Annotated in this window: 26 protein-coding genes; 14 read left to right on the forward strand and 12 right to left on the reverse strand. The window is 46.2% G+C overall.

All coding sequences use genetic code 11. From position 1 onward, the window contains the following. Both BM056_RS19180 and BM056_RS19185 read right to left on the reverse strand, forming a co-directional pair. A partial coding sequence (locus BM056_RS19180) for a DUF1634 domain-containing protein (protein ID WP_092473470.1) occupies window positions 1-464 on the reverse strand: 464 nt, incomplete at its 3' end. A 4-nt stretch (window positions 465-468) separates the two neighbouring features. Beyond that, window positions 469-1410 (reverse strand): sulfite exporter TauE/SafE family protein, encoded by a 942-nt coding sequence (locus BM056_RS19185; RefSeq protein ID WP_092473472.1) that lies wholly within the window; start codon window positions 1408-1410, stop codon window positions 469-471. A gap of 415 nt (window positions 1411-1825) precedes the next feature. On the opposite strand from BM056_RS19185, the gene BM056_RS19190 reads away from it, so the two are divergent. The 3 genes from BM056_RS19190 to BM056_RS19200 all read left to right on the forward strand — a co-directional run bounded on the left by BM056_RS19190 (window position 1826) and on the right by BM056_RS19200 (window position 5438). Continuing rightward, a complete protein-coding gene (locus BM056_RS19190) occupies window positions 1826-3400 on the forward strand; it encodes an ATP-binding protein (RefSeq protein WP_238456560.1) in 1575 nt (524 codons plus the stop codon). Further along, the gene (locus BM056_RS19195; protein ID WP_092473474.1) at window positions 3375-4721 is read left to right on the forward strand and encodes a sigma-54-dependent transcriptional regulator; all 1347 of its coding nucleotides are present in this window, start codon (window positions 3375-3377) and stop codon (window positions 4719-4721) included. Before BM056_RS19190 ends, BM056_RS19195 begins: the two co-directional genes overlap by 26 nt. Window positions 4722-4832: 111 nt before the next feature. Continuing rightward, a complete protein-coding gene (locus BM056_RS19200; RefSeq protein WP_092473476.1) occupies window positions 4833-5438 on the forward strand; it encodes a GNAT family N-acetyltransferase in 606 nt (201 codons plus the stop codon). Between the two features lie 58 nt (window positions 5439-5496). Here the strand turns inward: BM056_RS19200 and BM056_RS19205 are convergent, their stop codons facing one another. Next, window positions 5497-7485 carry an oxidoreductase gene (locus tag BM056_RS19205; RefSeq protein ID WP_092473478.1) on the reverse strand — a complete coding sequence of 663 codons (1989 nt, stop codon included), beginning with the start codon at window positions 7483-7485 and terminating at the stop codon, window positions 5497-5499. A 165-nt stretch (window positions 7486-7650) separates the two neighbouring features. Between BM056_RS19205 and BM056_RS19210 the strand changes: the two genes are divergently transcribed. Beyond that, window positions 7651-8346 (forward strand): HAD family hydrolase, encoded by a 696-nt coding sequence (locus BM056_RS19210; RefSeq protein WP_092473480.1) that lies wholly within the window; start codon window positions 7651-7653, stop codon window positions 8344-8346. Here the strand turns inward: BM056_RS19210 and BM056_RS19215 are convergent. Next, on the reverse strand, window positions 8343-9407 hold the full coding sequence (locus tag BM056_RS19215) for a hypothetical protein (RefSeq protein WP_092473482.1): 1065 nt from the start codon (window positions 9405-9407) through the stop codon (window positions 8343-8345). The two genes, BM056_RS19210 and BM056_RS19215, sit on opposite strands and share 4 nt — an antisense overlap. Window positions 9408-9672: 265 nt before the next feature. Here BM056_RS19215 and BM056_RS19220 point away from each other — a divergent pair, with 265 nt between their 5' ends. From BM056_RS19220 to BM056_RS19230, 3 genes are all read left to right on the forward strand, one after another. Continuing rightward, a complete protein-coding gene (locus BM056_RS19220) occupies window positions 9673-10830 on the forward strand; it encodes a (Fe-S)-binding protein (RefSeq protein ID WP_092473484.1) in 1158 nt (385 codons plus the stop codon). A gap of 138 nt (window positions 10831-10968) precedes the next feature. Next, complete coding sequence (locus tag BM056_RS19225) at window positions 10969-11244, forward strand: transcriptional regulator (protein WP_092473486.1); 276 nt, start codon at window positions 10969-10971, stop codon at window positions 11242-11244. A gap of 103 nt (window positions 11245-11347) precedes the next feature. Beyond that, window positions 11348-12028, forward strand: coding sequence for a Crp/Fnr family transcriptional regulator (locus BM056_RS19230; protein WP_092473488.1), 681 nt, complete (start codon window positions 11348-11350; stop codon window positions 12026-12028). Between the two features lie 158 nt (window positions 12029-12186). Here the strand turns inward: BM056_RS19230 and BM056_RS19235 are convergent, their stop codons facing one another. Both BM056_RS19235 and BM056_RS19240 read right to left on the reverse strand, forming a co-directional pair. After that, entirely contained in the window at window positions 12187-12765 is a 579-nt protein-coding gene (locus BM056_RS19235; RefSeq protein WP_092473490.1) for a DUF5317 domain-containing protein, read from the reverse strand. Beyond that, the gene (locus BM056_RS19240; RefSeq protein ID WP_238456564.1) at window positions 12765-13868 is read right to left on the reverse strand and encodes an HD-GYP domain-containing protein; all 1104 of its coding nucleotides are present in this window, start codon (window positions 13866-13868) and stop codon (window positions 12765-12767) included. The genes BM056_RS19235 and BM056_RS19240 overlap by 1 nt, the downstream gene beginning before the upstream one ends. Before the next feature lie 673 nt (window positions 13869-14541). Between BM056_RS19240 and BM056_RS19245 the strand changes: the two genes are divergently transcribed. From BM056_RS19245 to BM056_RS19265, 5 genes are all read left to right on the forward strand, one after another. After that, window positions 14542-16146 (forward strand): peptide ABC transporter substrate-binding protein, encoded by a 1605-nt coding sequence (locus BM056_RS19245; protein ID WP_238456561.1) that lies wholly within the window; start codon window positions 14542-14544, stop codon window positions 16144-16146. Window positions 16147-16229: 83 nt separating this feature from the next. After that, window positions 16230-17162: an ABC transporter permease gene (locus tag BM056_RS19250; protein WP_092473496.1), complete on the forward strand. Its 933-nt coding sequence runs from the start codon at window positions 16230-16232 to the stop codon at window positions 17160-17162. A gap of 8 nt (window positions 17163-17170) precedes the next feature. Then, entirely contained in the window at window positions 17171-18085 is a 915-nt protein-coding gene (locus BM056_RS19255) for an ABC transporter permease (protein WP_092473498.1), read from the forward strand. Between the two features lie 14 nt (window positions 18086-18099). Further along, window positions 18100-19101: an ABC transporter ATP-binding protein gene (locus tag BM056_RS19260; protein ID WP_092473500.1), complete on the forward strand. Its 1002-nt coding sequence runs from the start codon at window positions 18100-18102 to the stop codon at window positions 19099-19101. Next, entirely contained in the window at window positions 19098-20051 is a 954-nt protein-coding gene (locus BM056_RS19265) for an ABC transporter ATP-binding protein (RefSeq protein WP_092473502.1), read from the forward strand. The genes BM056_RS19260 and BM056_RS19265 overlap by 4 nt, the downstream gene beginning before the upstream one ends. A gap of 33 nt (window positions 20052-20084) precedes the next feature. On the opposite strand, the gene BM056_RS19270 is transcribed toward BM056_RS19265, so the two are convergent. From BM056_RS19270 to BM056_RS19285, 4 genes are all read right to left on the reverse strand, one after another. Continuing rightward, entirely contained in the window at window positions 20085-20702 is a 618-nt protein-coding gene (locus BM056_RS19270) for an NUDIX hydrolase (protein ID WP_092473504.1), read from the reverse strand. A gap of 220 nt (window positions 20703-20922) precedes the next feature. Further along, window positions 20923-21528 carry a class I SAM-dependent methyltransferase gene (locus tag BM056_RS19275; RefSeq protein ID WP_092473506.1) on the reverse strand — a complete coding sequence of 202 codons (606 nt, stop codon included), beginning with the start codon at window positions 21526-21528 and terminating at the stop codon, window positions 20923-20925. Between the two features lie 27 nt (window positions 21529-21555). Then, the gene (locus BM056_RS19280) at window positions 21556-22674 is read right to left on the reverse strand and encodes a Nif3-like dinuclear metal center hexameric protein (protein ID WP_092473508.1); all 1119 of its coding nucleotides are present in this window, start codon (window positions 22672-22674) and stop codon (window positions 21556-21558) included. After that, a complete protein-coding gene (locus BM056_RS19285; protein ID WP_092473510.1) occupies window positions 22665-23360 on the reverse strand; it encodes a tRNA (adenine(22)-N(1))-methyltransferase in 696 nt (231 codons plus the stop codon). The genes BM056_RS19280 and BM056_RS19285 overlap by 10 nt, the downstream gene beginning before the upstream one ends. Window positions 23361-23639: 279 nt before the next feature. Between BM056_RS19285 and BM056_RS19290 the strand changes: the two genes are divergently transcribed. Continuing rightward, window positions 23640-24080: a universal stress protein gene (locus BM056_RS19290; protein WP_092473512.1), complete on the forward strand. Its 441-nt coding sequence runs from the start codon at window positions 23640-23642 to the stop codon at window positions 24078-24080. A 92-nt stretch (window positions 24081-24172) separates the two neighbouring features. Beyond that, window positions 24173-25624, forward strand: a complete 1452-nt coding sequence (locus BM056_RS19295; RefSeq protein WP_207648225.1) for an FMN-binding glutamate synthase family protein — start codon at window positions 24173-24175, stop codon at window positions 25622-25624. Window positions 25625-25693: 69 nt separating this feature from the next. On the opposite strand, the gene BM056_RS19300 is transcribed toward BM056_RS19295, so the two are convergent. Both BM056_RS19300 and BM056_RS19305 read right to left on the reverse strand, forming a co-directional pair. Continuing rightward, complete coding sequence (locus BM056_RS19300; RefSeq protein ID WP_092473514.1) at window positions 25694-26146, reverse strand: demethoxyubiquinone hydroxylase family protein; 453 nt, start codon at window positions 26144-26146, stop codon at window positions 25694-25696. Between the two features lie 15 nt (window positions 26147-26161). After that, window positions 26162-26629 (reverse strand): hydrogenase maturation protease, encoded by a 468-nt coding sequence (locus BM056_RS19305; protein ID WP_092473516.1) that lies wholly within the window; start codon window positions 26627-26629, stop codon window positions 26162-26164. Window positions 26630-26641 lie beyond the last annotated feature (12 nt).

Genomic DNA, 26641 nt, shown 5'->3' on the forward strand with positions numbered 1-26641 from the left:
GAGGCAGCCAGGGATAATACCAGTATTTCAGCAACAACAATAGCAGTATAAGGAATATCTTTCTTCTTAATATAGGCCGGCAGCAGTAGTGTCAGGTAACCAACGATGGTAAGCAGGGCCAGGAAAGCAATTCCTATCAGATTCATAAAGTCGCCGTGATTAATCAGCGTCAGCCAGCCCCAACCGGAAGGCGCCCCGGTGGTTTCCAGCAGTTCGTGGGCACTCATGCCCCAGTACTGCGGCATTTGGGAGGGCGGAATAAATGATCCTGCGATACCGCTAAGGTAAAGAGCAAATGTAATCGCCAGGATGGCAATCCCCGCCCAGGAACAGTAGAGCAGCAGGTTGGCGTATTTGATCTGCTCCGGCGCCACCTCTACTTTAGCCGCCGCTTTTTTCTGTTTTGAAGGTGCTGCCTGTTGTTGTACGGCAGCTGTTTGTTTTTCAACTCTCACTTGACTCATGTTTCTACCCCCATCCCAGTCCTTTAATTAAGGACCTGATTCCGGCAAAGAGCAGCATTATAATCACCATGTTGCGCACTATTTTAGGTTTGGCGCCGGCTAAAAGCCTCACGCCCACCAGTGAGCCCAGCATGATTCCCAGCACTGAGGGCACTGCAATGATCGGCAGTACCGCACCCTGGTTAAGGTATATCCAGGCTGCCGAGGTGTCGGTTATGGACAGAAGAAATTTGCTTGATCCCACGGCAATCTTTAGCGGCGCGCCCATGAGCAGGTTCAGAACCGGTACGTTGGCCCAGCCCGCGCCCAGGCCGAACATGCCGGCCACTGTGCCGATAAATATGAACAGCAGGAACCCTTGCGGTGTGCGCCAAATTGTCCAGTCTACAGGACGACCGGCGGTAGGCTCATAATATGAGCCGTTAATTTTCAGCGCCCGGCTGACTCCGTCCGGCTGGCCCACTTTTGGAAACTCGCTGTTTTTTGAAAAAATAAATAATACCGCAATTAAGGTGATGGTGATGCCAAGGCAGATTTGCAGTATGTTGTCCGGCAGTGCCAATCCTAAAAATGCACCTACGATACTAAATATTGAGGCTATCAGCGCCACCGGCAGCGCCAGCCGCAGGTTGGCCAGGTTGGCTTTTAAAAGACCGGGACCGGCTGCCAGCGCGCCCGCCAGTGCCACAATCAGGCCGGCGCCACGCACAAAGTCCAGGTTAAACGGGAAGAAGCTGCCCACTATCGGGACGAACAGCACTCCGCCGCCCACTCCCGCCATTACGGCCACTATGCCCATGGCAAAGGTGGTTACAAATAGTATTAGTGGCCACGCCCACCAGGGCATCCCCGGCGTTCCCGACGCCTGTGTTACCGCGTGGGCCACCTGGGAGTTGTTGGCCAGCTCTAACAACATGCTCGCTTTGGCCATTATTCCTTCCATCATTTCTATTCCCCCGCTTAATTAAATTTAAATCTCTAATATCTTTTCCAAATCCACCATTAAAAGCTTTAAGTAAATCTTTCACTAATTGTTCAATAACATCTTTTTCAAGCTCCATGCATCCCTCCTCGATTTCATTGTTTACTTGTGATATAATGAATTTGCATGTGAAAAAAATCTTTTTGCTTGTTACTGTACTACGCAATTTCCATACCAGCTTAAAAATACGGCACATACAGTTTAAAAAATTAATCACCATAATTAGATTGTTCAATATCAAACAATCTAAAATGCTTAACCAGCCAATTCGCTTGTGAACTGTATTACTATACCTCGCAAATCATGTTTAAAAACAGACAGCTATCTGTTTGATTTTAAACAACTAATGGTATAATAAAACCAGTTAGGGTGATTTTAATTGAAAAAATTTAATTTTAAGGATAGCACCTTACGGTCGCAATTTTTGATAGTAATCACAGGCTTACTAATAATCCCCGTACTGGTAATGATGTATGACCTTTTTTTTGCGTCACGCAGTGATGAAATGATGATCAAAGACCGCGAAGAAAAGCTTGGCTCCGTTATTGAAACTGTCGTTATGCCTAACATTGAACAACAATTTACCCGGGAACTTGGCAGCAGAGATATCAATTCACTTAGTATTAAAGAACGGACAGTTTATTTAAAGCAGGCATTTGACAACTCAACCAGCAATCTGGTTCCCAGCAACCCCGGGGTTCGTTTTGGCCTGTTTATACCGGAAACCGGACAGATTTTTGTTAATGGTTTTTTACATCAATACAGAGAATTAAGCCCTGACCAGCAATTAGCCCGGGAGCGCAGGGTTTTAAAGGAAGCCAATAGCGGCCTGATAGCCGTTGCCGCCAGCGGCAAACCGCTGGCCAGGCTTACCAGCAGTTTAAATGACGAGACTTTTGAATACCTTTACCCTGTTTTTATTAATAGTAAACTTGTTGCCGTTGCCTGGGCAGACGAGAGATTACACCCTATTTATGCCCAAAGCAGGTTTTTCCGCATGATAACCAGATACTTTACGCTATTAATTTTATTCTTCGGAGGAACCGGCGCCATTTTAATCATTCACAATCTTTCAAGCCTGGTTAGCAGGATAAAAGACGGGCTGAGCAAAATGGAAGAAGACATTCATTACCATATACCAGAATTGTCCGGGGAAGAAGGGCAAATTGCCAGAGCGATAAACAAGATGGCCTCCTCACTGGCGGAAAAAGAAAAGCTGGAGGAGGAATTGAGACGCTCAGAGCGCCTGGCGGCGCTTGGACGTCTGGTCACCGGAGTTGCCCATGAACTGCGCAATCCCATTGGAGTAATTAAAACAACTATGCAGATAATGGAGAATGATTTAAAAACAGTTCCGGGGACTGAAATATTTTTAAACGAACCCACAAAGATAATTTACGAGCAGATTAATCGCCAAAACAGAGTCATCCAGGAGCTGCTGGATTTCGGACGACCAAGCAAACACGCGATACAACGCGCATCGATCAATTCCCTTTTGGAAAAGATTTTAACATTTACCAGTCCTATGCTGAGAGAGCACAACATCAAACTGGTTACCAATTTTGATCAGGAAATACCGCCTGTCATGGTGGATGCTGAACGCATCAAACAAGTCTTTGTCAACCTGCTGCTTAACGGTATTCAGGCAATGCCGGAAAACGGCACCTTGACTATTAGAACCTATGGCGTCGACGATTGGGTGTGTATAGATTTTATTGATACGGGAAAAGGTATCTCGCCAACCGAGATAGGCAGTATTTTCGACCCGTTTTTCACCACGAAGGAATATGGCACCGGGTTGGGTTTATCTATAAGTCACCAAATTATCAAAGCGCACGGCGGTGTAATTAATGTAGAAAGCACAGAAGGCATAGGAACAATTTTTACCGTTAAATTGCATCTTGACGGCGAAATGGGGGACGAAGCGGATGACACCCAAAATATTGATTGTTGATGACGAAGAACATATGTGTTGGGCGCTTGAACGGGCCATGCGTCAAGAGGGTTATCAAACCCTGGTCGCGACTCGCGGCTTAATGGGATTGGACTTAATCAGAGATGAGCAGCCATCCCTGGTTATCCTGGATTTACGCATGCCCGAACTTGATGGAATGGAGGTATTAAAAAGGGCCAAAAAAATAAACCCCAAGCTTCCGGTTATCATGCTCACCGCCCATGGCACCATTGAAACGGCCATAGAAGCAATGAAAATTGGAGCAACGGATTACATTACCAAACCTTTTGACCTGGACGAATTAAAGCTGGTAATTAAACAAAATCTTCTTTTAAGCCAATTGGAAACTGAAGTTACCTTTTTACGTTCCGAATTGACAAGTAAATATGATAATATGGTAGGACAGAGTAAAGTAATCAAGGATATCATTTCCCTTATCGAACGAGTGGCCGGCAGCAACGCCAGCGTTTTAATCACAGGCGAAAGCGGTACCGGCAAAGAAGTCGCTGCAGTGGCGCTTCATCAAAATAGCCCGCGCAGCCACGAGCCCTTTATTCCTGTAAATTGCGCGGCACTTCCCGAGCAATTGCTGGAAAGTGAACTTTTTGGTCATGAGCGCGGTGCGTTTACCGGCGCAACATCCCGCAAACTGGGCCGTTTTGAACTGGCAGATAAAGGAACAATTTTTCTTGACGAAATAGCTGAAATGTCCATGAACATGCAGGCTAAATTATTAAGAGTGCTTCAGGAAAAAACCTTTGAGCGGGTAGGCGGAACTGAAACATTATCGGTGGATGTCAGAGTGATTGCGGCCACCAACCGTCAAATGGACGAGGCAATAAAAAAAGGGCAATTCCGGGAAGACCTATTTTACAGGCTTAATGTTATTCACATTCACCTCCCCCCCTTAAGGGAACGAAAAGAAGATATTCCTTTACTGGCCGGCCATTTTTTGCAAAAATTCGGCCATACTTATCAAGTAAACAAAATATCCCCGGAGGCCATGGATTTATTGTGTAAATATCACTGGCCCGGCAACATCAGGGAACTGCAGAACGTAATTGAACGTTCTACCATCATTTGCCGGGATAATGAAATTCGGCCCGAACACTTGCCAAGGGATATATACACCGCACCTAAATCAACCAGTGATATAATAGTGGAATTCCCGGAACAAGGGCTGTCTTTGGAAGAACTGGAAAAGGAGTTAATTTTAAAAGCATTGGAAAAAAGCGGAGGAAATCAGACAAAAGCAGCACAATTACTGGGAATTACCAGATCAGCTTTACTTTACAGATCACAAAAACATAATATATTTTAATAATAAATTGTTTTAAAAGCAGGATTTAATAATTTTAATTCAGAATATTTCTACTCAGTATATTTAATATCAGTAATTTAAGATAAAAAAACAGATTAATTGGTGGTGGCTATGACTACGCAGTTAACAACCAGCAAAGGGCCAGTAGTGATTGAAGGACCGGTTTCCACAGACTATGTGGAATCATTGGGAATAATAAAATCTTTGAACAATTTTAGAAACGCCAAACGGCAGAAGGAAGCTTTGGGCCATATTGCCGGTCTCCCTGACGGTATGGTTTATATTGCGCGGCACGATAATGAAATAATCGGCTACGTATTATTTCATTACCCAAACCAGTACAGCAGGTGGGTTAAGCATCCCCGCATTCTGGAATTGGGAGCCATTGAAATAAGCAGGGAGTGGCAAAGAAGGGGACTGGCCAAGGCTATTCTGGCAGAAGCCTTTAAAAACCCCGTCCTTGAAGATTATATTATTATTACAACAGAATTCTACTGGCATTGGGATATAAGAAATAGCGGTCTTGATGTTTGGGGATACCAGCGGATGCTTAAAAATGTTTTCGGTTCGGTTGGATTTAAACGCCGCCGCACAGATGACCCTGAAATTCTTGAGCATCAAGCTAATATGCTCATGGTAAGGGTTGGCAATAACGTTAGCCCAAACCATACCAAGATGTTTGACAACCTAACTTATCAGCAGTCAATAATTTTTTAATTTGAGAACAGCAAAAACACCCCCGATTGGGGGTGTTCGTTTTATTATCCTAACCGCTTCATAGAACCTTACCCGCAAGGTAACCCTGGTGCACCGCATCCAACGCCTTGCGTGGCGCAACTGCATCTCCCACCATATATACCTCGGGGAATGACTCCTTAATTCTTTCTGAAAGCTCACTGACAGACTGTGATCCTACTGCGAGCAAAATGGTGTCAGCTTCAATAATTTCTTCTTTTCCAGCCACATCAAGTATGACACCTTTATCGTTAATTTTCTTAGCCTTGGCTCCGGTTAACATCTTAACGCCAAAACGCTGCATTTCCTGCAGGATAACCCAGCGCGAGGAAACACCTATATCAGCCCCAACTGTTTTTTGCATCTCAATAACGGTTATATCCTTAATTCCTCTGGTAGCCAGTTCCTTAAGCGTTTCCCAGCTTTCCGCATTATTTAACGCCAGGAAATGAAAAGTCTCCGCATTTATAACACCTTTGCCCGCAAGCATCAGAGCCGCCTCGCAGCCAACCGCTCCACCCCCGATAATTACCACTCGTCTGCCCGTAGCCGATTTACCGCCCAGCACATCCCACGCCTGACAAACATTGGGACTGCCCACACCATCAATAGGAGGAGTAACGGGTGCTGCACCGGTGGCCATTACCACCGCATCAGGACCAAACGCTTTAATATTGTTCTCATTAGCTTCTTTACCCAGTTCAACTGCAACTCCCAGCCGGTACAGTTCGCTGCTAAGATATTCAACAAACGTAGCGAATTCAGACCGGCCGGGTGGCTCAGCCGCAATATTAAGCTGACCGCCAAGCCGGTTCCCTTTCTCCCACAAAGTAACGCTATGGCCACGTTCGGCAGCCACCCGCGCAGCTTCCATACCGCCGGGCCCACCGCCTACCACCAAAACTTTTTTAATCTGGGCGGCCGGGCGGAAAACATCTTCCAGTTCCCTCCCTGCCCCGGCGTTAACCAGACATCCCACCGGCTTCATGGTAAATACGGCATCCAGGCAGCCCTGGTTGCACCCGATACATTTTCTTATTTCGGCAAACCGTCCTTCCGCTGCTTTGTTAACCAGATCCTGATCAGCTATCATCGCCCTGGCCATGCCAACTAAATCTGCCATATCGTTAGCCAGTATTTCTTCCGCTAGAATGGGGTCGTTAATCCTGTTGCAGGCAATAACCGGCACATTTACAGCCTCCTTGACACCCCTTGCCAGATAAGCAAACGCGCCCCTTGGTGCGGCCATTGTAATTTGCGGCACTGCCGTCTCATGCCAGCCGCCTGTTACATTAAAAGCGTCAACCCCTGCCTCTTCAAGCCGCTTGCAGAAAACAGCAATCTCACGATTTGTGTTCCCGCCGGGCATAAAATCATTCCCCCCCACCCGAAACATAACCGGGTAGTCCGGGCCAACCGCTTCTCTGATATTTTGAGCCACTTCCAGACCGAAACGCATTCTGTTTTCAAAATGGCCGCCATATTCATCCTGCCGCCGGTTTGTAACCGGAGAAAGGAATTGCGAGACGAGATACCCGGCGCTACCAATAACCTCAACAGTATCAAACCCGGCCTTTTTTGCTCTAACAGCCGACCGGCCAAAGCTGTTTACAATATCTTTAACCTCGTCCGTAGTGAGTTCCCTTGGCATCTGCCTGGTTAGTTTAGAAGGAATTGGTGACGGTGCAACCGGTTGAATTCCCATTAAAAATGAATATGAATACCTACCGGGCTGGAAAAGCTGGGCAGCTATTTTACCACCTTCTTCATGCACAGCATTAACCAATTCCGCAAGACCGGGTATGTATTTATCATCGTCTATTTTAATCATGTTGCCATACCCCTGATCGTCAATGGTACAGCCGCCAACAATGATAAGGCCTACTCCTCCCCTTGCCCTGGCCCGGTAAAATTCAATCAGTTTATTGGTTACAAAACCATCCTTGCAATAACCCAAGTGCATTGCCGGCATAACCACGCGGTTTTTCAATTCCATTTGGCCGATTCTAACCGGTGATAAAAGTTTCATTTTAAAAAACCTCCTTATTCTGGCTGACAAGATTATGATTAAGCTTTGCCCACTGTTTTAATGCTGATTGATTTTGATTCTACGAATTTTGATAAAATTCCTTTCAATACCTAAAACCGGGACTATGTTATAATTATTGATTAATAAATCTAAAGGGAGGCACTTATGGTTAAACCTGCGTTAAAAATAATTGCTTTTGATATGGATGGCACCATTACCGAAGAACGCAGTTCCTGGGAATACCTGCACCGCCGGCTTGGCATCTGGGAAAAACAAGCAGATAAATACCAGGATCAGTTTTTGCGCGGGGAAATTAGTTATGAAGAGTTTTGCAGGCTTGATGCCACCATGTGGAGAAACATGCCCCTCGATTGTGTTAAGTCGATACTAAACGAAATCAAGATTCATCCTACGGCGCCGGATTTGGTTCACACGGCTGAATCATTAGACGGTAAAACAGTTTTACTGTCAACAGGACTCAAAATACTGGCGGATATGATCGCACCGATTTTTAATTTTTGGTTTTACCAGGCCAACGAGTTGGTTTACCACAATGGCATCCTAACCGGCGAATGCGAGGTGCATGTTTCAACTGACGCTCCCGGTAAAACCAAAGGGGCCTACCTTGAAAAACTAATGCACCAGTTTGGAGCTGCTCAACAAGAAACCGCAGCCGTCGGTGACAGTGCCGGAGACTTGGAAATGCTGGCCAAGGCCGGCCTGTCCATTGCAGTTAACCCAAGGGAAAAGGATCTGGAAATATTATTAAACGCAATACCAAACCTGATAACTGTCCCCGACCTCAAAGAAATAATTCCTATTTTAAAAAGCACATTTGCCCCAACCGCAAAACTAATTTAATGAAATGCACTGAATAAGCCAAGAATGATTTCAAAGGTGATCAAGAGTACTATGGCTACTTCAAGCCAGGTTGAACGGGCTGTTACAATTTCATCGCTTAGCATGGAATAATTCTGCTGAATAAGTGCCATTTTTCGCTGGACACTGTCCATCCAGGCCTTGGTTCTGAATATAATCAGCGCCGCCGAGTAAATCCTGGCGTAATAAATATCTTCCGTTACCTTTACCGAATTTTGAATTCGCTCTGTGATATCGGTTACCTCGGTAACCACCTGCATCAACCTGCCCATTATACGGCGGTAATGCCTTAGACGGGCAAAACTGCCAACCTGCTCAATACTCTGCAGGTCACTATACATTTTTTCCATTTCGCCGGAAAGAAGCCCGTCGTAATAACGCAATTCCAGAAGTTGTGAATTGGCAAATTCCAATAGCTCAGGAAGCTCGGTGCTGCCCGATGCGTCATAAACCAGCGCCGAATCCCAGGTAATGATAATTAAATCCTCCGGAGTATAAGAATAGGAATGCTGCAGCGTATCTTTCCTGACCCAATCGCTGAAAGGTCCTTCCTCCCCCAGCAACAGCGGCAAAGGATCCCATTGCGCTTGCCAGTCAGTAAAAAAGAACACGGTAAAATCCTCTACGTAATCTCCGATACTGCTGCCCATCAGCGCCGGCAGCAAAGTCTTTTTAAGTTTATTTAATTGCGCCATGAAATATTGCTCATACTCAATTTGCTGTTCCAGGATAACGGCAAATTGTTTAAAATCCTCGTAACCGAAAGCAGACGGGAGGAATATATGCATAATGATACTAATAACACCCAGATCATAAATCCGGGCATAGAATGACACCTCATAGTCCGATCCTCCGAAGGCAATTCTGTCATTTCCCAATTCCACACCCACCGGTGGGTTTTCAATATGTATTGATTTTGGCGGCACACGGGATAGTTTTAGCCTGGATGTAACTTTTTCCATTGAAAGTATTCTTTCAACTAATTCTAGATTTATTTCATCTGCAACATCAAACAGGCGATATAGCAATACTGCAGTTCGCATAGGCTTAATTTTCCTTTCCAGTTTATATGTATTTTATCACACTATCTGTATCCATTGGGACATTCATTCATTGGGGATATGCCGGTCCCCAATAGAATACCCCGGTCTTCAGCAGGTGTTTCCCCCTTTCCTTAAACAACAATACTACCGCCAATTATGCAATTTTTTATTTTTGGAAGCAGGATTTTATTCCAAAATTGACGAATGTAAAAATAAACACATACGGCTTTTGCATATAGTTTGGCAAGGAAAGAGGAGGATTATCATGTCAGAAGTCATTAATTATTTCGATGAAGTTAGAGAAATTGTCCAGGAAATGGGTGGCCAGGATATCACCACTTGTATGCAGTGCGGACTTTGCAGCGGTTCTTGTCCCTGGGGGAGAATGGAAAAAGAAAGCCCTTTTAGTATTCGTCAAATGATTTATATGGGCCGGCTCGGTCTCGAAGGATTTGAAAGCGATGACGTGCTTTACGCCTGTACAACCTGCGGCCAATGTGTAGTTCGCTGCCCCAGGGAAGTTAAAATCATTGATATCGTACGCGCTATGCGCGCTGTTGTTTGTGAAACCGGCGGCATTCCCAAAAATTTAAAAGCGGTGTTAGGGAGCATTAACAGCAACGGCAACCCGTGGTCCCAGGATGCTGAAAAAAGAACTTCCTGGACAGCCGGACTCGACATTCCAACTTATACGGACCAGGAATACCTGCTATTTGTTTGCTGTACATCAGCATTTGACGGGCGCAGCCAAAAGATTGCCCGTGCCATAGCCACTACCCTACAAAAAGCCGGTGTTAGCTTCGGTATTATTGGCAACGAAGAGAAGTGCTGCGGCGAAGCTGTACGCAAAATCGGCGCGGAAGAAGAATTCAGCAGCCTTGCCGAATCTAATATAGAGCTATTTAACAATAAAGGTGTTAAAAAGATTATCACCACATCACCTCACTGCTTTTATACCTTTAAAAATGAATACCCGGAATTCGGTGGGGAATTTGAGGTTATTCACTACACCGAGTTGTTTGCCCAGCTGATTAGCGAAGGAAAAATTAAGCCGTCCAAAGAAATTAATCAAAAGGTTATATATCATGAGCCCTGTTATCTGGGCCGGCACAGCAAGGTTTTTGAAGCTCCCAGGAATCTGCTGAACGCTATTCCTTCACTGCAAACGATGGAATTTGATAAGAGCAAAGATGACAGCATGTGCTGCAGCGGCGGCGGGGCCCGCATCTGGATGGAAACAGAAGCCGGAATGCGTTTCTCGGATGTAAAAGCAAAAGAAGCAATGGCCAAGGAAGCCAATCTGGTTGTAACCGCTTGCCCGTATTGTGTGGTAATGCTGGAGGACAGCCTTAAAAATATTGATAAAGATGAAACAATGGCTGTAAAAGACATCAGTGAATTATTCAGCGAAAGCATTGATTAATACCACTTTTGATCAAAATAATATAAATTTTTATAGCCCGGTCAAAATGACCGGGCTATTTTACTTATTAATCAAGCAAAAATTGTACATACTATCTAATAAGATTATAAGATTGATTAAATAGGAGGGGTGAATTATATGGTATCAACAATCAGCCTGGCTGATTACTTGCGCAAGGCCGGTGAAAGACTGCCTAACGAGGCGGAAAGGGTTCTAAAAACGCTTCTGGAAAACGGCAGCATGAACAAAGAAGACCTATCACTATCCGCCAGGGTAAAAAGAGCTGTTCTTGATCATATCATCATGCAGCTCTACGCACTGGGGTTGGTGGAAATATCCACCGAGGGCAAAAGCAAAATATGCAGCGCAACCAGGTTGGGCGACGAATTTTACGACCTGGTCAAGGCCGGTTAATCCGGCCTTAATTTTTATACAACCAAATGTCTTTTTCAAACCACCAACATATGATATACTTTGGTAATCAGCATACAAATTATGGGGGAACGGAAATTATCAAATGGCGGGAAATCTACAATATTTAAAAAAAATACCGTTGTTCGCTTTCCTTGATGATAATCAACTATCCGAAGTGGAAAAAGTCATTATTGAGCGATCCTATCAGAAAGGCCGTATTCTATTTATGGAAAACGAGCCCGGTGAGGCTGTGTTTTTTGTCAAGACCGGCCGAATTAAAGTTACCAAACAAACAGAGGACGGGCGCGAACACATTTTGCATTTTATTAACCCCGGAGAAGTTTTTGCCGAAGTCGTGATGTTTGAAGGAGGAACATATCCCGCCACCGCCGAGGTTGTAGAAGACTCCACCGTAGGTATGATTAGAAACGTGGATATGGATAGGATAATTAGCGAAAATTCAGGTATTGCCCTGGGTCTTTTAAAAATTATGGCCCGTCGCCTCAGGGTATCGCAGCAGCAATTAATAGAACTGGCCCTACTGGACACAACCCGCCGTGCAGCCAGCATGCTGCTGTTTTTAGCCGGGGAACAAGGAATCCCTACCAATAAAGGTATTGAAATTGACATTTCTCTCACCAATCAGGATCTGGCTAATCTTATAGGCACATCCAGGGAAACCGCCAATAGAATAATCAACGATTTTAAACGGCAGAAAGCCATCGAGGTTAAAAAAGGCCGTGTTACCATATTGGATAAATATAAGTTAAAATCCTGGCTGTAAAATGCAAAACAACCCTGAGATAAATTCTTCAGGGTTGTTTTGCATTTGGACTTACCTTGTTGTACAATGTTTTTACCATTTATGACCCGCTATGCTGCTCAAAATGAAAGCCATTATTACCAGTACGGGATACCAGCGACGCATATTTTTTCCTCCTTTCACCACTTTTTATTATATGAATAGGTTTTATAGTTAAACCTTAAATAATAAACAATAAAGATAACAGCGCCAATTGTAACCACAATATCGCCAATGCTAAATAATTTCGTTAATGGTACCCATTGAGGCATCGGTAAAACATCACCTAAAAAACTAAGCTTGGTATCAGATGAGACTAATACAAAACCAGCAACATGATTTCCCGCTGCCAATTCCGCCAATTCCTTAGCTGAAAAAGTTAATCCGGCGTAATTCTGACTAATTGGCATTTTACCTCCGTTAACCCAAATTACCAGCGCATTTGCCAATAACCCCGTTAGAACGAAAGGCATGCCGTACAATTTAATATTCAAGCCAATAAAAGCAAGTATTAGCAGCATAGAAGTGGTGCGCAGAATAGGTATCAGGTAAGATAATTCATAATTATCCAGGAAACCGGCAATGCTTATAATCTTTAGCATTACAGCCGATAATGCCAACCAGGGGAATTTAAACTTAATGTAAGTTAAGTTTTTTAATTTACCTCCCCCCAATAATACTATCAAAGCAACCAGAACAATAACTATAAGGAAAAACACTAATTATCTCTCCCAGTATTCTTTTCCTTCTTCCAAGCCTTGATAAAAGCTTCCACTACCTGCGGATCAAATTGAGTACCTTGATTATCTATTAATTCCTGAACGGCCTGTTCTTCACTCATTGCCTTTCTGTATAACCTGTCGCTGGTCATAGCGTCAAAACTATCGGCCACGGCCAGAATGCGAGCCCCCAGCGGTATGGCATCATATTTTAAACCGCAGGGATAACCTTTCCCGTCAACTCTTTCGTGGTGATACAATACATTCGCCAGAACCTCTTTATACATTTCCAGCGGCTGCAGTATATAATAACCAATTTCCGTATGTTTTTTCATTTCTTCAAATTCAGAATCTGTTAACGCTCCGGGTTTTAACAAAACACTATCCCTAACCCCAATCTTTCCCAGGTCGTGAACCCTTCCCGCCATTGATAAGTTTTCAACTTGCCCATAAGACAGGCCCATTGCGTAAGCAATTTGCTCTGCGTAAGCAGCAACCCTGGCAGAATGCATGGATGTATAATTATCACGCCTGTCCACAATACCAGCAAGATGCTCAAAAGTTATACGGGTTTGCCTGCTTAGTTTCAGGTAATTCTCAAACCCTACATAGGCTAAAGCCAAAGGCGGCAGGATAAGTATCACGCTATAAGGCTCACTGGTATATAAAACTACCAGCAACAAGCTTAATGGGGCTAACGAAATTAGAAATAACGTCACCATTCCCTCGTCCATTTTTATAACGTCTAATAGAGCTATTTTTAAAGACAGGGAAACAATAACAGCAACTAGGAGGATATTAACAACAACAAATGCCGTAGCTGTAAAAACAAATGGTATGATATGATGACTGATGGAAAAGACCTCATCGGTTACGGGACTAAGCTTTGCATAAATTGTACCTGCAGCCAACAGACTAATTGAATACTGGGAACTGTTGAAAATGACTTTTTGCCAGCCACGCTTTCCGATAATATCGGCCACCGCGCTTCCTATACCTGTAGCAATAATACTGCTCCAGGTGCCGTAAATCATTAATATGGCCAGACTAAACACGATACCAAGGGTGACTAGGCTCTTACCATCCAATGAAAGAGGACGCATTTCCAAAGCTACAAATAATAAAATCCATAATGGGTATAGATATAACAAATTAGAATTAAATTTAAACAAAGCATATATAAATATTAACCCGCCGATTAAAGACACTAAAGAAAAGTAGAGGTTAAACAAGCATTTTTGTTTGTTCAAGGTGCATTGCCTCCCAGTATGACTTAGCCAATAAATTTTAATTGCAACAACATTATTCTGTCAAAAAAACATATCATTACTGGGTGGCGAATTTTTAAAAAAATTACTGTACAAGAACCCTAAAATTTGAAATAATACAAATTTGGGTAATTATACCACCCCTAAAACAATCAAGCAAACCATTTTTTACTAATCGGCGTTTTTATATTGATCAATTCCACACAACTTACCTCTTTTCCTCGTTTTGTTCACCAGTCTATCTGTTTTGCCCCTTATTTTTTCTCTTTTTTATTTTAACAATTTCATAGGATAAAAGATTATTAATGTTGAATTTTTATGTTGAATTTTTTTAAAAATTTTCTATTTATAAATACTGCACCCAGGAGGATAATTCCGGTTTCAGTTTTTAAATCATTCGTTTTTTGTCTGTAATCCCATGAAAGATTTTATTAATCATGCCAGAAGGAGGGTAGAGACTAACTGCTTTTTAAACTTATTATAGAGATAAACAAGGAGGTTGGTGTTTATGAAAAAAATTCTATTGGCTTTAATGATACTAATGGCTTTTGTCCTGACCGGTTGTGGTGGCAATAACGCCAATAACACGGCAGACAACTCAAGTATTACCCAGTTGATTCGCTACAACGTTGATGCGGAACCGAAAACTCTGGATCCGGCCAAATCCACCGGATTGCCTGATGGAACCATAGAATTGCAGATGCTGGACGGCCTGACCCGTTACGATGCCAACCAGGAAATTCAACCCGCTGCAGCTGAAGACTGGGACATTTCAGAGGACGGCCTTACATATACCTTTAAATTGCGGGACGCCAAGTGGAGCAACGGTGATCCCGTCACGGCCCAGGATTTCGTATACAGCTGGCTGAGGGCTCTGGCTCCGGAAACCGCCTCGGAATACGCCTACCAGTTCTTCTATATTAAAGGAGCCGAGGATTACAACAGCGGCGAGGGCAAGAAAGAAGACGTAGCACTTAAAGCCCTGGACGACAAGACCCTGCAGGTGGTATTGAACGCACCGGCACCACAGTTCCTGGGCTTAACCGCCTTCCAGACCTATTTCCCGGTCAACCAGAAGGTGACCGAGGGCAACCCCAACTGGTTCGCCGACCCCAAGACATATGTCTGCAACGGGCCCTTTAAGATGGTGAGTTGGGAGCACAACCAGAAAATCGTGATGGAAAAGAACCCGGACTACTGGGATGCCGAGAATGTAAAGCTGGAAAAACTGGAAATATATCTTATTGAAAACCTTGATACTTCCTTCAACATGTACAACAACGGCCAACTCGATATGATGAATGAGATCAACGCCCAGGAACTACCCTCTTTGCAGGGCAACAATGAACTGAAAATAATGCCTGACGCTTCGGTATACTTCTACCGTTTTAACGTTACCCACAAACCCTTTGACGACGTCAGAGTCAGAAAGGCCCTGGCCCTGGCCATCGACCGCCAGGCCCTGGTGGAAAGCGTGATGAAAGGAGGCCAAAAGCCGGCTTACGCCTTCGTACCCTTCGGTTTCAAAGATAACGACGACAAAGATTACCGTGAAAACGGCGGCGATTATTTCCAGGAAGACCTGACCGAGGCCAAAAAACTGCTGGCCGAGGCCGGCTACCCGGACGGCAATGGCTTCCCCAAGGCTGCCATAATGTTTAATACCCACGAAAACCACCAGAAGGTTGCTGAAGCCATTCAGCAGATGTGGAAGAAGAACCTGGGCATCGACGTGACCATCCAAAATGTTGAATGGCAGGTTTATCTGGACAGACAAAGCAATCTGGATTATGACATCTCACGGGCGGGCTGGAGCCCGGACTACCTTGATCCCATGTCCTTTATTGACATGTTTGTCACCGACGGCGGGAACAACCAGACCGGCTGGAGCAACCAGGAATACGATCAATTGGTGAACCGGGCCAAATCCACCGGCGACAACAACGTCAGGATGGAGTCCATGCACCAGGCGGAAAAGATTCTCTTGGACGAGATGCCTATTGCGCCGTTATTCTTCTATACCCACCCGATTATGATCAAGGAAAACCTGAAAAACGTAATTGTTCCTCCCTTTGCCACTTATGCGGATTTCAAGTGGGCTTATGTGGAGTAAAATCTTCATGAGGTATATGGGCTTATAGCCCATATACCTCATTTAGTCAGCATATATTTATGGTAAATAATGGGGTGTTGTAGTTGGCACAGTACCTGCTAAGAAGGGTAACTACCATGATACTGGCCATGTGGTTAATTGTTACGGTAACTTTTATCATTATGCACTCTATTCCCGGCGGTCCCTTTGCCTCCGTGAAAAAAGTGCCGGCCGCTATCAAGCATAATATGGAAGAACGTTATCATCTCAATGATCCGCTGGGAAAACAATATATTGATTATTTAAACCATCTGGTTCATCTGGATCTGGGTCCCTCCTTTAAATACGAATACAGAACCGTAAACGACATCATCAGAGAAAGCTTTCCCATATCGGCCACCCTGGGCTCACTGGCCATTGCCTTCTCGCTTATTGTGGGTCTGCTGGCCGGCATCATCTCCGCCCTGCGCCAGAATCGCTGGCAGGATTATCTGGCCATGGTGCTGGCCACCCTGAGTTTTTCCGTTCCCAGTTTCATCCTGTCAGGGCTGCTGATGTATTTATTTGCCTATAAACTTAAGCTGTTACCGCCGGCCATGTGGGGGACCTGGCAGCAGGCCGTTCTCCCCACCCTGGCTCTGGCCGCCCTGCCCACCGCATTTATAGCAAGGCTGATGCGTTCCAACATGCTGGAAGTGCTGCAGCAGGATTACATGAAAACCGCCAGGGCCAAAGGCTTGTCCGAAAGAGTCATCGTGCTGCGGCATGGTGTTCGCAATGCCATACTGCCGGTGGTAACCTATCTCGGGTTCCTGGTAACCGAGGTGCTTTTAGGCAGTTTCGTGGTGGAATCGATTTTTGCCATTCCCGGGCTGGGCAGTTGGTTTGTAACCAGCGTTCTAAACAGAGATTACACGGTAATACTGGGGGTCACCATTTTCTTCAGCGCCTTCTTGATGCTGATGAACTTTTTAGTGGACCTGGCCTATGTGGCCATCGACCCGCGTATAAAATTAGTTGACCGTAAGGATGTGTAACCTAAAAGATGGAAATTACTCCGCAAACATTTCAGCCTATCGAAAGAGACCACCAGGCGGCAGAGGAAATAGCCTGTCCGTCGGTGGGCTACTGGCAGGATGTCTGGCTGCGTTTAAAACAAAATAAATTGGCTGTCACCGGAATTATTATTATCGGACTGCTGGCGCTGATAGCTCTGCTGGGGCCGCACCTGTCCGCCCATACCTATGAGGAACAGGATTTGCTGCTAGTGAACCAACCTCCCGGCGGCGACTACTGGTTTGGCACCGATTCCCTGGGCCGGGACCTGTTTACCAGGGTGTGCTACGGCGCCCGGATATCTCTGGCCATCGGGGTGCTGACCAGTGTCATCTGCATGGTCATCGGGGTGCTGTACGGGGGTATTTCCGGTTATCTGGGCGGCCGGGTGGACGAGATAATGATGCGTATTGTGGAAGTGCTTTACAGCATACCATTTTTACTTTACGTTATTTTGCTCATGGTGCTGCTGGGGCCAGGACTCAAGTCCATCTTCATCGCCCTGGGCATGGTTTACTGGCAAAATATGGCCAGGGTTGTCCGGGGTCAGGTGCTGGCCCTGAAAGAGCAGGAGTACATTTATGCCGCCCGCCTGCTGGGCGCGGGCACCTGGCGGATTCTGTTGCGCCACCTGATCCCCAATACCATGGGCCCTATTATCGTCAGCATGACCCTGTTGGTTCCCCAAGCTATTTTCACCGAGGCTTTCTTAAGCTTCCTGGGACTCGGGGTGTCCGCGCCCATGGCCAGTTGGGGCGTGCTGGCCAGTGACGGCATTGAGGGTTTGCGCAATTATCCCTGGCAGCTGTTTTTCCCGGCTCTTTTTATCAGTATTACCATGCTGGCTTTCAACTTTGTCGGAGACGGCCTGCGCGACGCGCTGGATCCCCGTCTGCGCCGCTAAGGGGGGAGCCGGTAATGAAACATTTACTGTCAGTCAACAATTTGCAGGTGCATTTTAAGACCTTTGCCGGCGAAGTGCAGGCGGTCCGGGGCGTCAGTTTTGATCTGACGGCCGGGGAGGCCATAGCCATCGTGGGTGAGTCGGGCTGTGGCAAGAGCGTTACCGCCCAGTCCATCATGAGATTGATCCCTTCTCCGCCGGGCCGTTATGTAGCCGGGGAAATTTTTTTTGACGGTGAAAATTTGCTGCCTAAAACCGAAAAGGAAATGGAAATCATTCGAGGCAAGGACATAGGTATGATCTTCCAGGACCCCATGACTTCGCTTAACCCCACCATGAAGGTGGGCCACCAGATTGTGGAAACGTTAAATAAACATACTGATCTCGCCGGCGAGGCCGGCAAACAAAGAGCCGTGGAAATGCTGGCGCTGGTGGGCCTGCCCAACCCTGAAAAAAGGTATGGCCAGTATCCCCACCAGTTCAGCGGCGGCATGCGCCAGAGGGCGATGATAGCCATGGCCCTGGCCTGCAATCCCCGGCTGCTTATCGCGGACGAGCCTACCACCGCCCTGGACGTTACTATTCAGGCGCAGATACTGGAGCTGATGCAGGAGCTGAAAGACAAACTGGGCACGTCCATCATTCTCATTACCCACGACCTGGGCGTGGTGGCCGGATTCGCCTCCAGGGTTATCGTAATGTATGCGGGCAAAGTGGTGGAAAGCGGTACCACCAGCGAGATATTTTATCAACAGCGGCATCCGTATACCCGGGGACTGCTGGCCTCCGTGCCCCGGCCGGGTCAAGAGATAAGGAAAAAATTAAGCCCTATCGCCGGGCGGCCGCCTGACTTGATCGCCCCGCCCCAGGGCTGCGCCTTCTGGCCGCGCTGTGAACGGGCCATGCTGGTTTGCCGGGAAGTTCAACCGGATCTGGTGCGGTTATCCGACACCCACCTGGTGAGCTGCTGGCTTACCCACGAGTATGCGTCAAAGGGGGCGACTATCCGGTCATGAAAAAGCTGGTCGAAGTTGTTAACTTAAAAAAACATTTCCGGGTGGGCAAAAACCAAATCTTAAAAGCGGTAAATGATGTATCTATCCACATTTACCAGGGGGAAACCCTCGGTGTGGTGGGGGAAAGCGGCTGCGGCAAGACCACCCTGGGCAGGACGGTGGTTCGACTGTACCAGCCCACGGCGGGGAAAGTGCTGTTTAACGGGCTGGATATCCATAAAGCCGCCGGGCAGGAGAAAAAAGGCCTGTTTAGACGGATACAGATGATCTTTCAGGATCCTTACGCTTCGTTGAACCCCCGCATGACTGTGGGCGAAATAATAGGTGAGGCGCTGGACATTCATAAAATTGCCCGGGGCTCCCAACGCCGGGACAGAATTATGGAACTTTTAAAGTTGGTGGGACTCAACGCCGACCATACCAACCGCTTCCCCCATGAATTCAGCGGAGGTCAGCGGCAGCGGATCGGCATAGCCCGGGCTCTGGCTGTTGATCCGGAGTTTATCGTCTGCGACGAACCAATTTCCGCGCTGGATGTTTCCATCCAGGCCCAGGTGGTCAACTTATTGGAGGAACTGCAGGAAAGACTGGGACTGACCTATATGTTCATTGCCCACGATCTGTCCATGGTCAGGCATATCAGCAGCCGGGTGGCGGTGATGTATCTGGGCAGGGTGGTGGAACTAGCCGGCAGCGACGAGCTTTATGACAATCCTCTGCACCCCTACACCCGGGCGCTGCTTTCCTCAATACCGGTAGCCGATCCGGATATCGAGGCCAAGCGTAAGCGCATTATCCTGGCAGGTGATGTACCAAGCCCGGTTAACCCTCCGCCCGGCTGTGCCTTTGTTACCCGCTGCCCGCAAGCGACGAAAGAATGCCATCAGGAAACGCCGGCGTTTAAAGAAATCCATGACAATCACTTGGCAGCCTGCCACAGGTTGGGTTGAATAAGCTAGATTAACCCCTGTATAACGCAGGGGTTAATCTTTTATCATGCTAATAAAATTATGGAGAATAGTTGCCGTCATCCCCCAAATAAAAAACTCTTGGTATTCATAAATATACGTCGGGAAAGACCACCTTTGCTTCCATCCCCCTCTGTATACTTCAGGCACACGGTCTAGTGGAAAATCTTCACTGTATCGGGTAGCCACGTAAGTTTTGCTGACTTGGGGCGGATAATTAAGAAAAAATGACACCGGTACCGTAAAAACCCTTTCCACTTCTTCCCGGTTGGGAACTATACTATCCGGCGCAAGTATCTCGCCTACGAAAGGGTAAACAACCGGTCCCATGGGGGTTACTAAAAAATCCAGCGGTGTTAGCACTTTGATATCTTTTTTAGGTAGACCCAGCTCTTCTGCGGCCTCCCTCACAGCGGCAAGTTCCGGTCGTTTTTTTTCGTTGTTTTCTACCCTGCCACCCGGGAAACATATTTCACCCGGCTGTCTGGCCAGGTCCCTGGACCGCACCTCAAACAGTATCTCAAAATTTCCCTTCCTCTTAACCAGCGGGATAAGAACAGCAGATAAAAAATAATTTTCTCTGCCCATTAAATCGGGTTTGCGTGAATTAAGCTTATCAATGAGCTCTCTCATAAAATATATCACCAGTTATACATATTCTTTAACTGTTTACCCCAAACCTGCTGCTAAAAAATAAAATAAATTAATGGAGCAAATGGGGCTTTATCCACAATATACGGTTTTGACACATAAAATATTATATGTTATGGAGTTGGCTAATGTCAGCACCGGGCGGATGCCAGTCAGACCCGGCGGTAAGAGCTGCCGGTTACGCGTTATCGACACAAGATGTTTATATCCGGCACAAATATAGCCCCATAAAATGATTGAGTTTAACCTCATGATAACTTGTAAAAATGTCCCGCAGCTGGCCGTTAATTTCATTTAAAAACTGCTGATAATAGCTTCCCTCAATTTTTTCAACTGCTGTTACAACCGGGTTCCAGTTGGGGACATAATCCACTACAGCCACAAACCGGTTGGCGAGTCTTTTCATTTCCAGCAGTACTTTTACCCGGTAATCCGGGGGCATTTCATGCAGCACGAAACCGGCCGCAGCTATATCAAAACTGTCATCACCGAACCCGGCCAGCGCCAGGGCACTGCCCTGAAGATAAGTAATTTTAGAGCCATATCGCTTCCTGGCCCGGTTTAACATACCGGAAGAAATATCCACCCCCGTAACCACCGCTCCCCTTTCGGCAAACGCTCCGGCCAGTGTGCCGGTACCTGTACCGATATCAAGCACTCTGGGAGCAGCACCGGCGGCGGCAAACTCTCCAAGGGTAATTTTTACAGCCTTCCGGTAGGAAGTGATAAATATTGGCCTGATAACATCAAAATACGGTGCAATCCGGTCGAAAGAAGCAGCCAGTTTGTTTAAATCATAAATGGGCATTGTTTATATTCCTTTTATTTTGATCATTTATACGTGCTCCCAGGGCTCTGCTTCGGACGTGGCAACAACTATATCAACATTTAAACCGGCTTTTTGCAGCGCCAGTTCCAGTCTTTCCTTCAATCCAGGCAGCACCGGTCTTTCCGTAGCAAAGTGTCCGGCATCGATGAAATTCATACCCGCCTCCTGCATATCTCTTGCCGCATGGTAGCGCACATCACCTGTTACCAGCACTCCGGCGCCTTTTTGCCGGGCCAGCGGCCACAGATCACCACCCGAGCCGCCACATACAGCAACTTTTTGGATTGGCTCGTTTCCGCTGCCACCCATTCTAACGGTTCCAACACCCAAAATACTTTTCACCTTCCGGGCTAAAACTGTTAAGGGCAGCACCTCAGGCAGCAGGCCAATACGGCCCAAACCCTGTGAATTAACTGTGTTTTCCAAAGGATACAGGTCATAGGCAACTTCCTCGTAAGGATGGACCTCAAACATAGCTTTAAGCACTTGCCCCAGGTCAGCTTTTTTTATTACCGTCTCGATACGAATCTCCTCAACCTGTTCCAACCGGCCTTCCGTCCCGATAAACGGCTTAGCTCCTTCCCGTGGTAGAAATGTACCCGTTCCTATCGTGTTGAAGGTGCAATGGCTGTATTGGCCCAGCCAGCCTGCACCAGCCCCGCCCAGGACTTCGCGCACCTTGTCCGCATATTCAACAGGCACAAAAACAACCAGCTTTAACAACCGGTCGAGCTCTACCGGATGCAACACCTCAATTGACCTTAATTCCAATGCCCGGGCCAATATATCATTTACACCGCCCTGCGCACTATCCAGACTGGTATGCGCAGAGTAAACGCCAATTCCGGCATTAATCAATCTGTAGACCAATCCCCCCGCCTGACTGTCGCGCCTGATGGACTTAACGCCTTTCAGAAACATTGGATGGTGGCTTATAATCATTTGTACTCCGGCGTCTTCAGCCTCGTTAATGACCGTTTGAGTAACGTCCAGTGCCAGCATGATCTTATTCACAGCAGCTCCGGGATCTCCAATCTGCCACCCGCAATTGTCCCATTCCTCCGCCAAGTGTGGGGGAGCAATTTGTTCCATTATCCGGGCAATATACCCGGCTGTTATTGACATAATTTCAACACCTCCCGTATTCTATCTTTCTCTTTTATTAACAAGCCGGCACGTAACCGGGCTTCATCACTTTTGGCATCTTTAAGTTTTTGCAGAACCGAACCAATGTTGGCAGAACGTTTCTTTAAGTATTCTACCAGGATGTCATCTTGTTTTTCCAGCAGGCGGGGTCCGACCTCCAATATAAATTCATCATCAATCTTTTCATTTCCCTTTTCAGCAACAATAATCACATAGTAATGCCCGTCTTCATCAACCATATCTTCATCAACCAAGCACCAGTTATTCCGGATCAGCCAGCGACGAACCGCGGGAACGTCCCGCATTGGCTGGATAATTAGACGCCTGATAGATTTAAGCACCACACTGCCGGCCTCTAATATGCTGATGATCGACTTGCCGCCCATCCCCGCCAAAACAGCAACATCTGCTTCACCCGGCTGTAATACCCCCAACCCGTTGCCCATACGCACATCAATTTGCTGTTCAAGCTGGCAGGAGCGAACGGTTTCCTGCGCCGCCCGGTAGGGCCCGGCGGTAACTTCACCAGCCAAAACCTTTTTTGCTCTACCTGTCTGAATTAGATATACCGGCAAATAAGCATGATCTGTTCCGATATCCGCAACCACTGAATCCCTGGGAATATGCCTGACCACCGCGGCAAGGCGTTTGGATAGTTCAACCATTGATAATTCACCTTTCCCCCACTGCTTTTAAATATTGAATTGCTGTTAAACCTGCTCTATGTACTAGTTTCACTAAGTACATAGCAATTCAACGGTCATTTTCCATCCTTTAATTACATTTTGCAGCTTCATATTGTAAGTGAAAATTTCGACATGCCCAATAAACCGGAAACAGTTTAAAAAAGTTAAAACAGCAAAGTTTAATTGAATATTAGAAACTTCGGGTATAACATGATATCAACAACAACCAACAACCAAATATACCCGGAGGCGATTTGAATGAAAAGGATGTTATTGGTAGTAAACGGGGCCGAGTATTCACTGCCAGCTATTAAAAAAGCTGTATGGCTCTCAAAGTGCGAAGATTGTCAACTTGATGTTCTATATGTTAATCCTCCTTGCAACCAAATGTACCCCGATGTACCCGGACTTTGTTTCTGGATGCCCGATTGGGAATATAAAATGGTTGCCGACAGGCTGAGAAGCAAAGTGCTGGATGAAAAAATCGTACCCATCTTTGAAGAATCAGAACTGGAACCTAGAATTATTATATCCAGCCGCGACCAGGATGAAAAAATTAAAGAAATGAGCGAAGAAAACCACTACGACAAAATTTTCATCGCCAGCCCCTCAAAATATTGCCATCATGCAGAAAAAGGCTGGCTGTGGTTTAAGAATAAGCCTGAAACCGTACCCAGCGGGACTGTTTGCCTAATTTAAAAAACCCCTTCATATTGTAGAAGGGGTTTTTTATTTGCTTTTTTATTATTATAACAGATTATAGCACACATTTATGTTCGGCACATGCGACAATGCGTATATTATCGTTTTGGGGGACAATACTGTTAATTGAACTAAACAATTTCATGGAGATGGCAATGTCGCGCAGCAAAAAAAATAAAAATCTAACTGCCATGATACTCGGTGCAGGGCTGGGGACTGCCGGCGCAGTCCTGCTGGGCAGGTCTTTGGCCGGACAAGCAACCAAGTTCATTACTACCCGCTTTATGACCGAACCCTATAAGGAAAACCTTTGGGAAGCTTTTTCGGCAGGGGCAAGGATAAATCCCCAGGTAATTGTGGAAACCAACCTCAGGGCGGAACTGGGCAGAACAATTAGCCGCCCTTTTGGCGGACCAAAAAAATTCCCTGATTTCAGCAGTATCATGTTTAATGTTGCCCAGCTTAACACTTTTCCCACTGTTTTAGAAAAAAAAATCGACAGCTCATTGGTCCTGGGCAAGCGCGCTATACGTCCGGTTAAATTGGATATTCCCATACTGATAGCCGGAATGGCCTATGGTTTGGCGTTAAGTGAAAAAACCAAGGTTGCCCTGGCCAAAGGCGCCTCCATGGCCGGAACTGCAACCAATACAGGCTACGGTCCGTTTCTGCCCAAGGAAAGAGCTGCCGCCAAACATCTGATTTTACAATTTAATCGCGGTAATTGGTCCAAGGAGCCGGAAATATTAAGAAAAGCCGACCTGATTGAGATTCAGTTGGGGCAGGGCGCCACGGCAGGCGCAGGTGAAACATTTTACCCCAAAAACATGGATAAAAAATTAATCAGGCTGATGGGGCTGGCACCTGGCGAAAATGCCGTAGTTCACAGCAGAATGCCTGAAATCAACTCCCCCGGTGAACTTGGCAATTTAGTAAGTATGTTAAGAAAGACCACAAAAGGAGTACCCATTGGGGTTAAAATAGCTGCGGGTAATGATTTGGAGAAAGATCTGGCGTACATCATTGAAGCAGGTGCTGATTTTATTACAGTAGACGGCGCCCAGGGGGGAACCTCAGGGGCGGCTCCAACGCTGGAGGACGATTGCGGCCTGCCAACACTTTTCGCAGTTTGCCGGGCTGCACGTTACCTGGAGCAGCGCCGGGTTAGGGACAAAATCAGCTTAATCATCAGTGGCGGGTTAAAAACTCCGGGGGATTATCTTAAAGCAATGGCTTTGGGTGCAGACGCTGTCGCCATAGGCACAATTGCCGTGTGGGCAATGGCTCATACCCAGGTTTTTAAATCCCTTCCTTATGAGCCGCCGGTCCAGATTGTATATGCGAATGGCAAAGACCGTGCCAAGTTGGATGTAAACAAAGGCGCCCGCAACCTGGCAAGTTATTTACTATCCTCTGTGGCTGAAATGCAGATGGTAACTATGGCGCTGGGCAAAACTTCGCTAAGCCAAGTTGACAGAAATGATATTTTTGCGCTGGACGAGGCCACGGCTAAAATAACAGGCATCAAGCCGGCGTATTAAGGAAAGGGGACACACCTCCTCTATGGGGTCAAGGCTTTAGGTCGGAGGTATGTCCCCTGATTGTAATAGTCAGCTTAGCGACTCCAGTTCCTTTAGTTTGTTGGCAAACCAGGCCGTATGCAGATCTTCGTCAATTAAGTTGTCCCAAAGCACGTTAAATAAATGCTCGTTATCTCCGATCTGAATAATCAGATTCTTATAATCCTGCATAGCTTTTTCTTCCAGGGTGATATCGGTTTTAAGCATTAATTTGGGACCAACTAGCCCCGTCATCATCCCTGCTGTATTGCCAACCAGCGGGGATATAACATCACCCAGCTTAGTCGGCTCCGCCCCCAGTATTTTTATCGCCTTCGCCATATTATCCACATGCTGCTGCTCAATAGCGGCAACTCTGGACAGGGTTTTGGCCAGATAAATGTCGTTTTCGACGGCATTAGCCTGCGCCGTGTAAAGATCCACCTGACTTATTTCCAAGCTGTAAAACCAGTTAAGCCTGGCGATTAATTCCTTTTGATTCATTATCGACATCTCGCTTTAAAAACTACTTGCCGGCAATAAGGCTTTCATTTTTTTATTTATTATAGATAAAATATGTGGCATTTTACCTTGGACTGTCTGCGAGAGCTCAAGCGAAAAAGTTATTTCTTCCGGCTCGACCCCGATGATAATTGTTTTAGGCCTGGCCCCATACCAAGACGCCATTTCCAAAACATCGAGAAAATGCTGTTCATGCCGCATTTGATTGTGTTTTTTAATTTGTAAGTATTCCGGCTTTACTACATAAACACTGCCGGGAGGTCCGTCCCCCAGCAAACTGTCAATGGCAATGACATGCTGACATTGAAGCAACAAGTCCCAATAAACAAAGCAGGAACCACCTGCCTCCATGGCACAAACACCTGCCGGCAGCTTTTCTGCTTTTATAGCCCTGATTACCCGTGGACCAATACCGTCATCTTTAAGCAACGGATTGCCCAGTCCTAAGATTAAAACTTTTAACATAGCATCTCCATT

Source organism: Desulfotruncus arcticus DSM 17038, assembly GCF_900113335.1.
In the GTDB taxonomy this organism is placed as follows: domain Bacteria; phylum Bacillota; class Desulfotomaculia; order Desulfotomaculales; family Desulfallaceae; genus Desulfotruncus; species Desulfotruncus arcticus.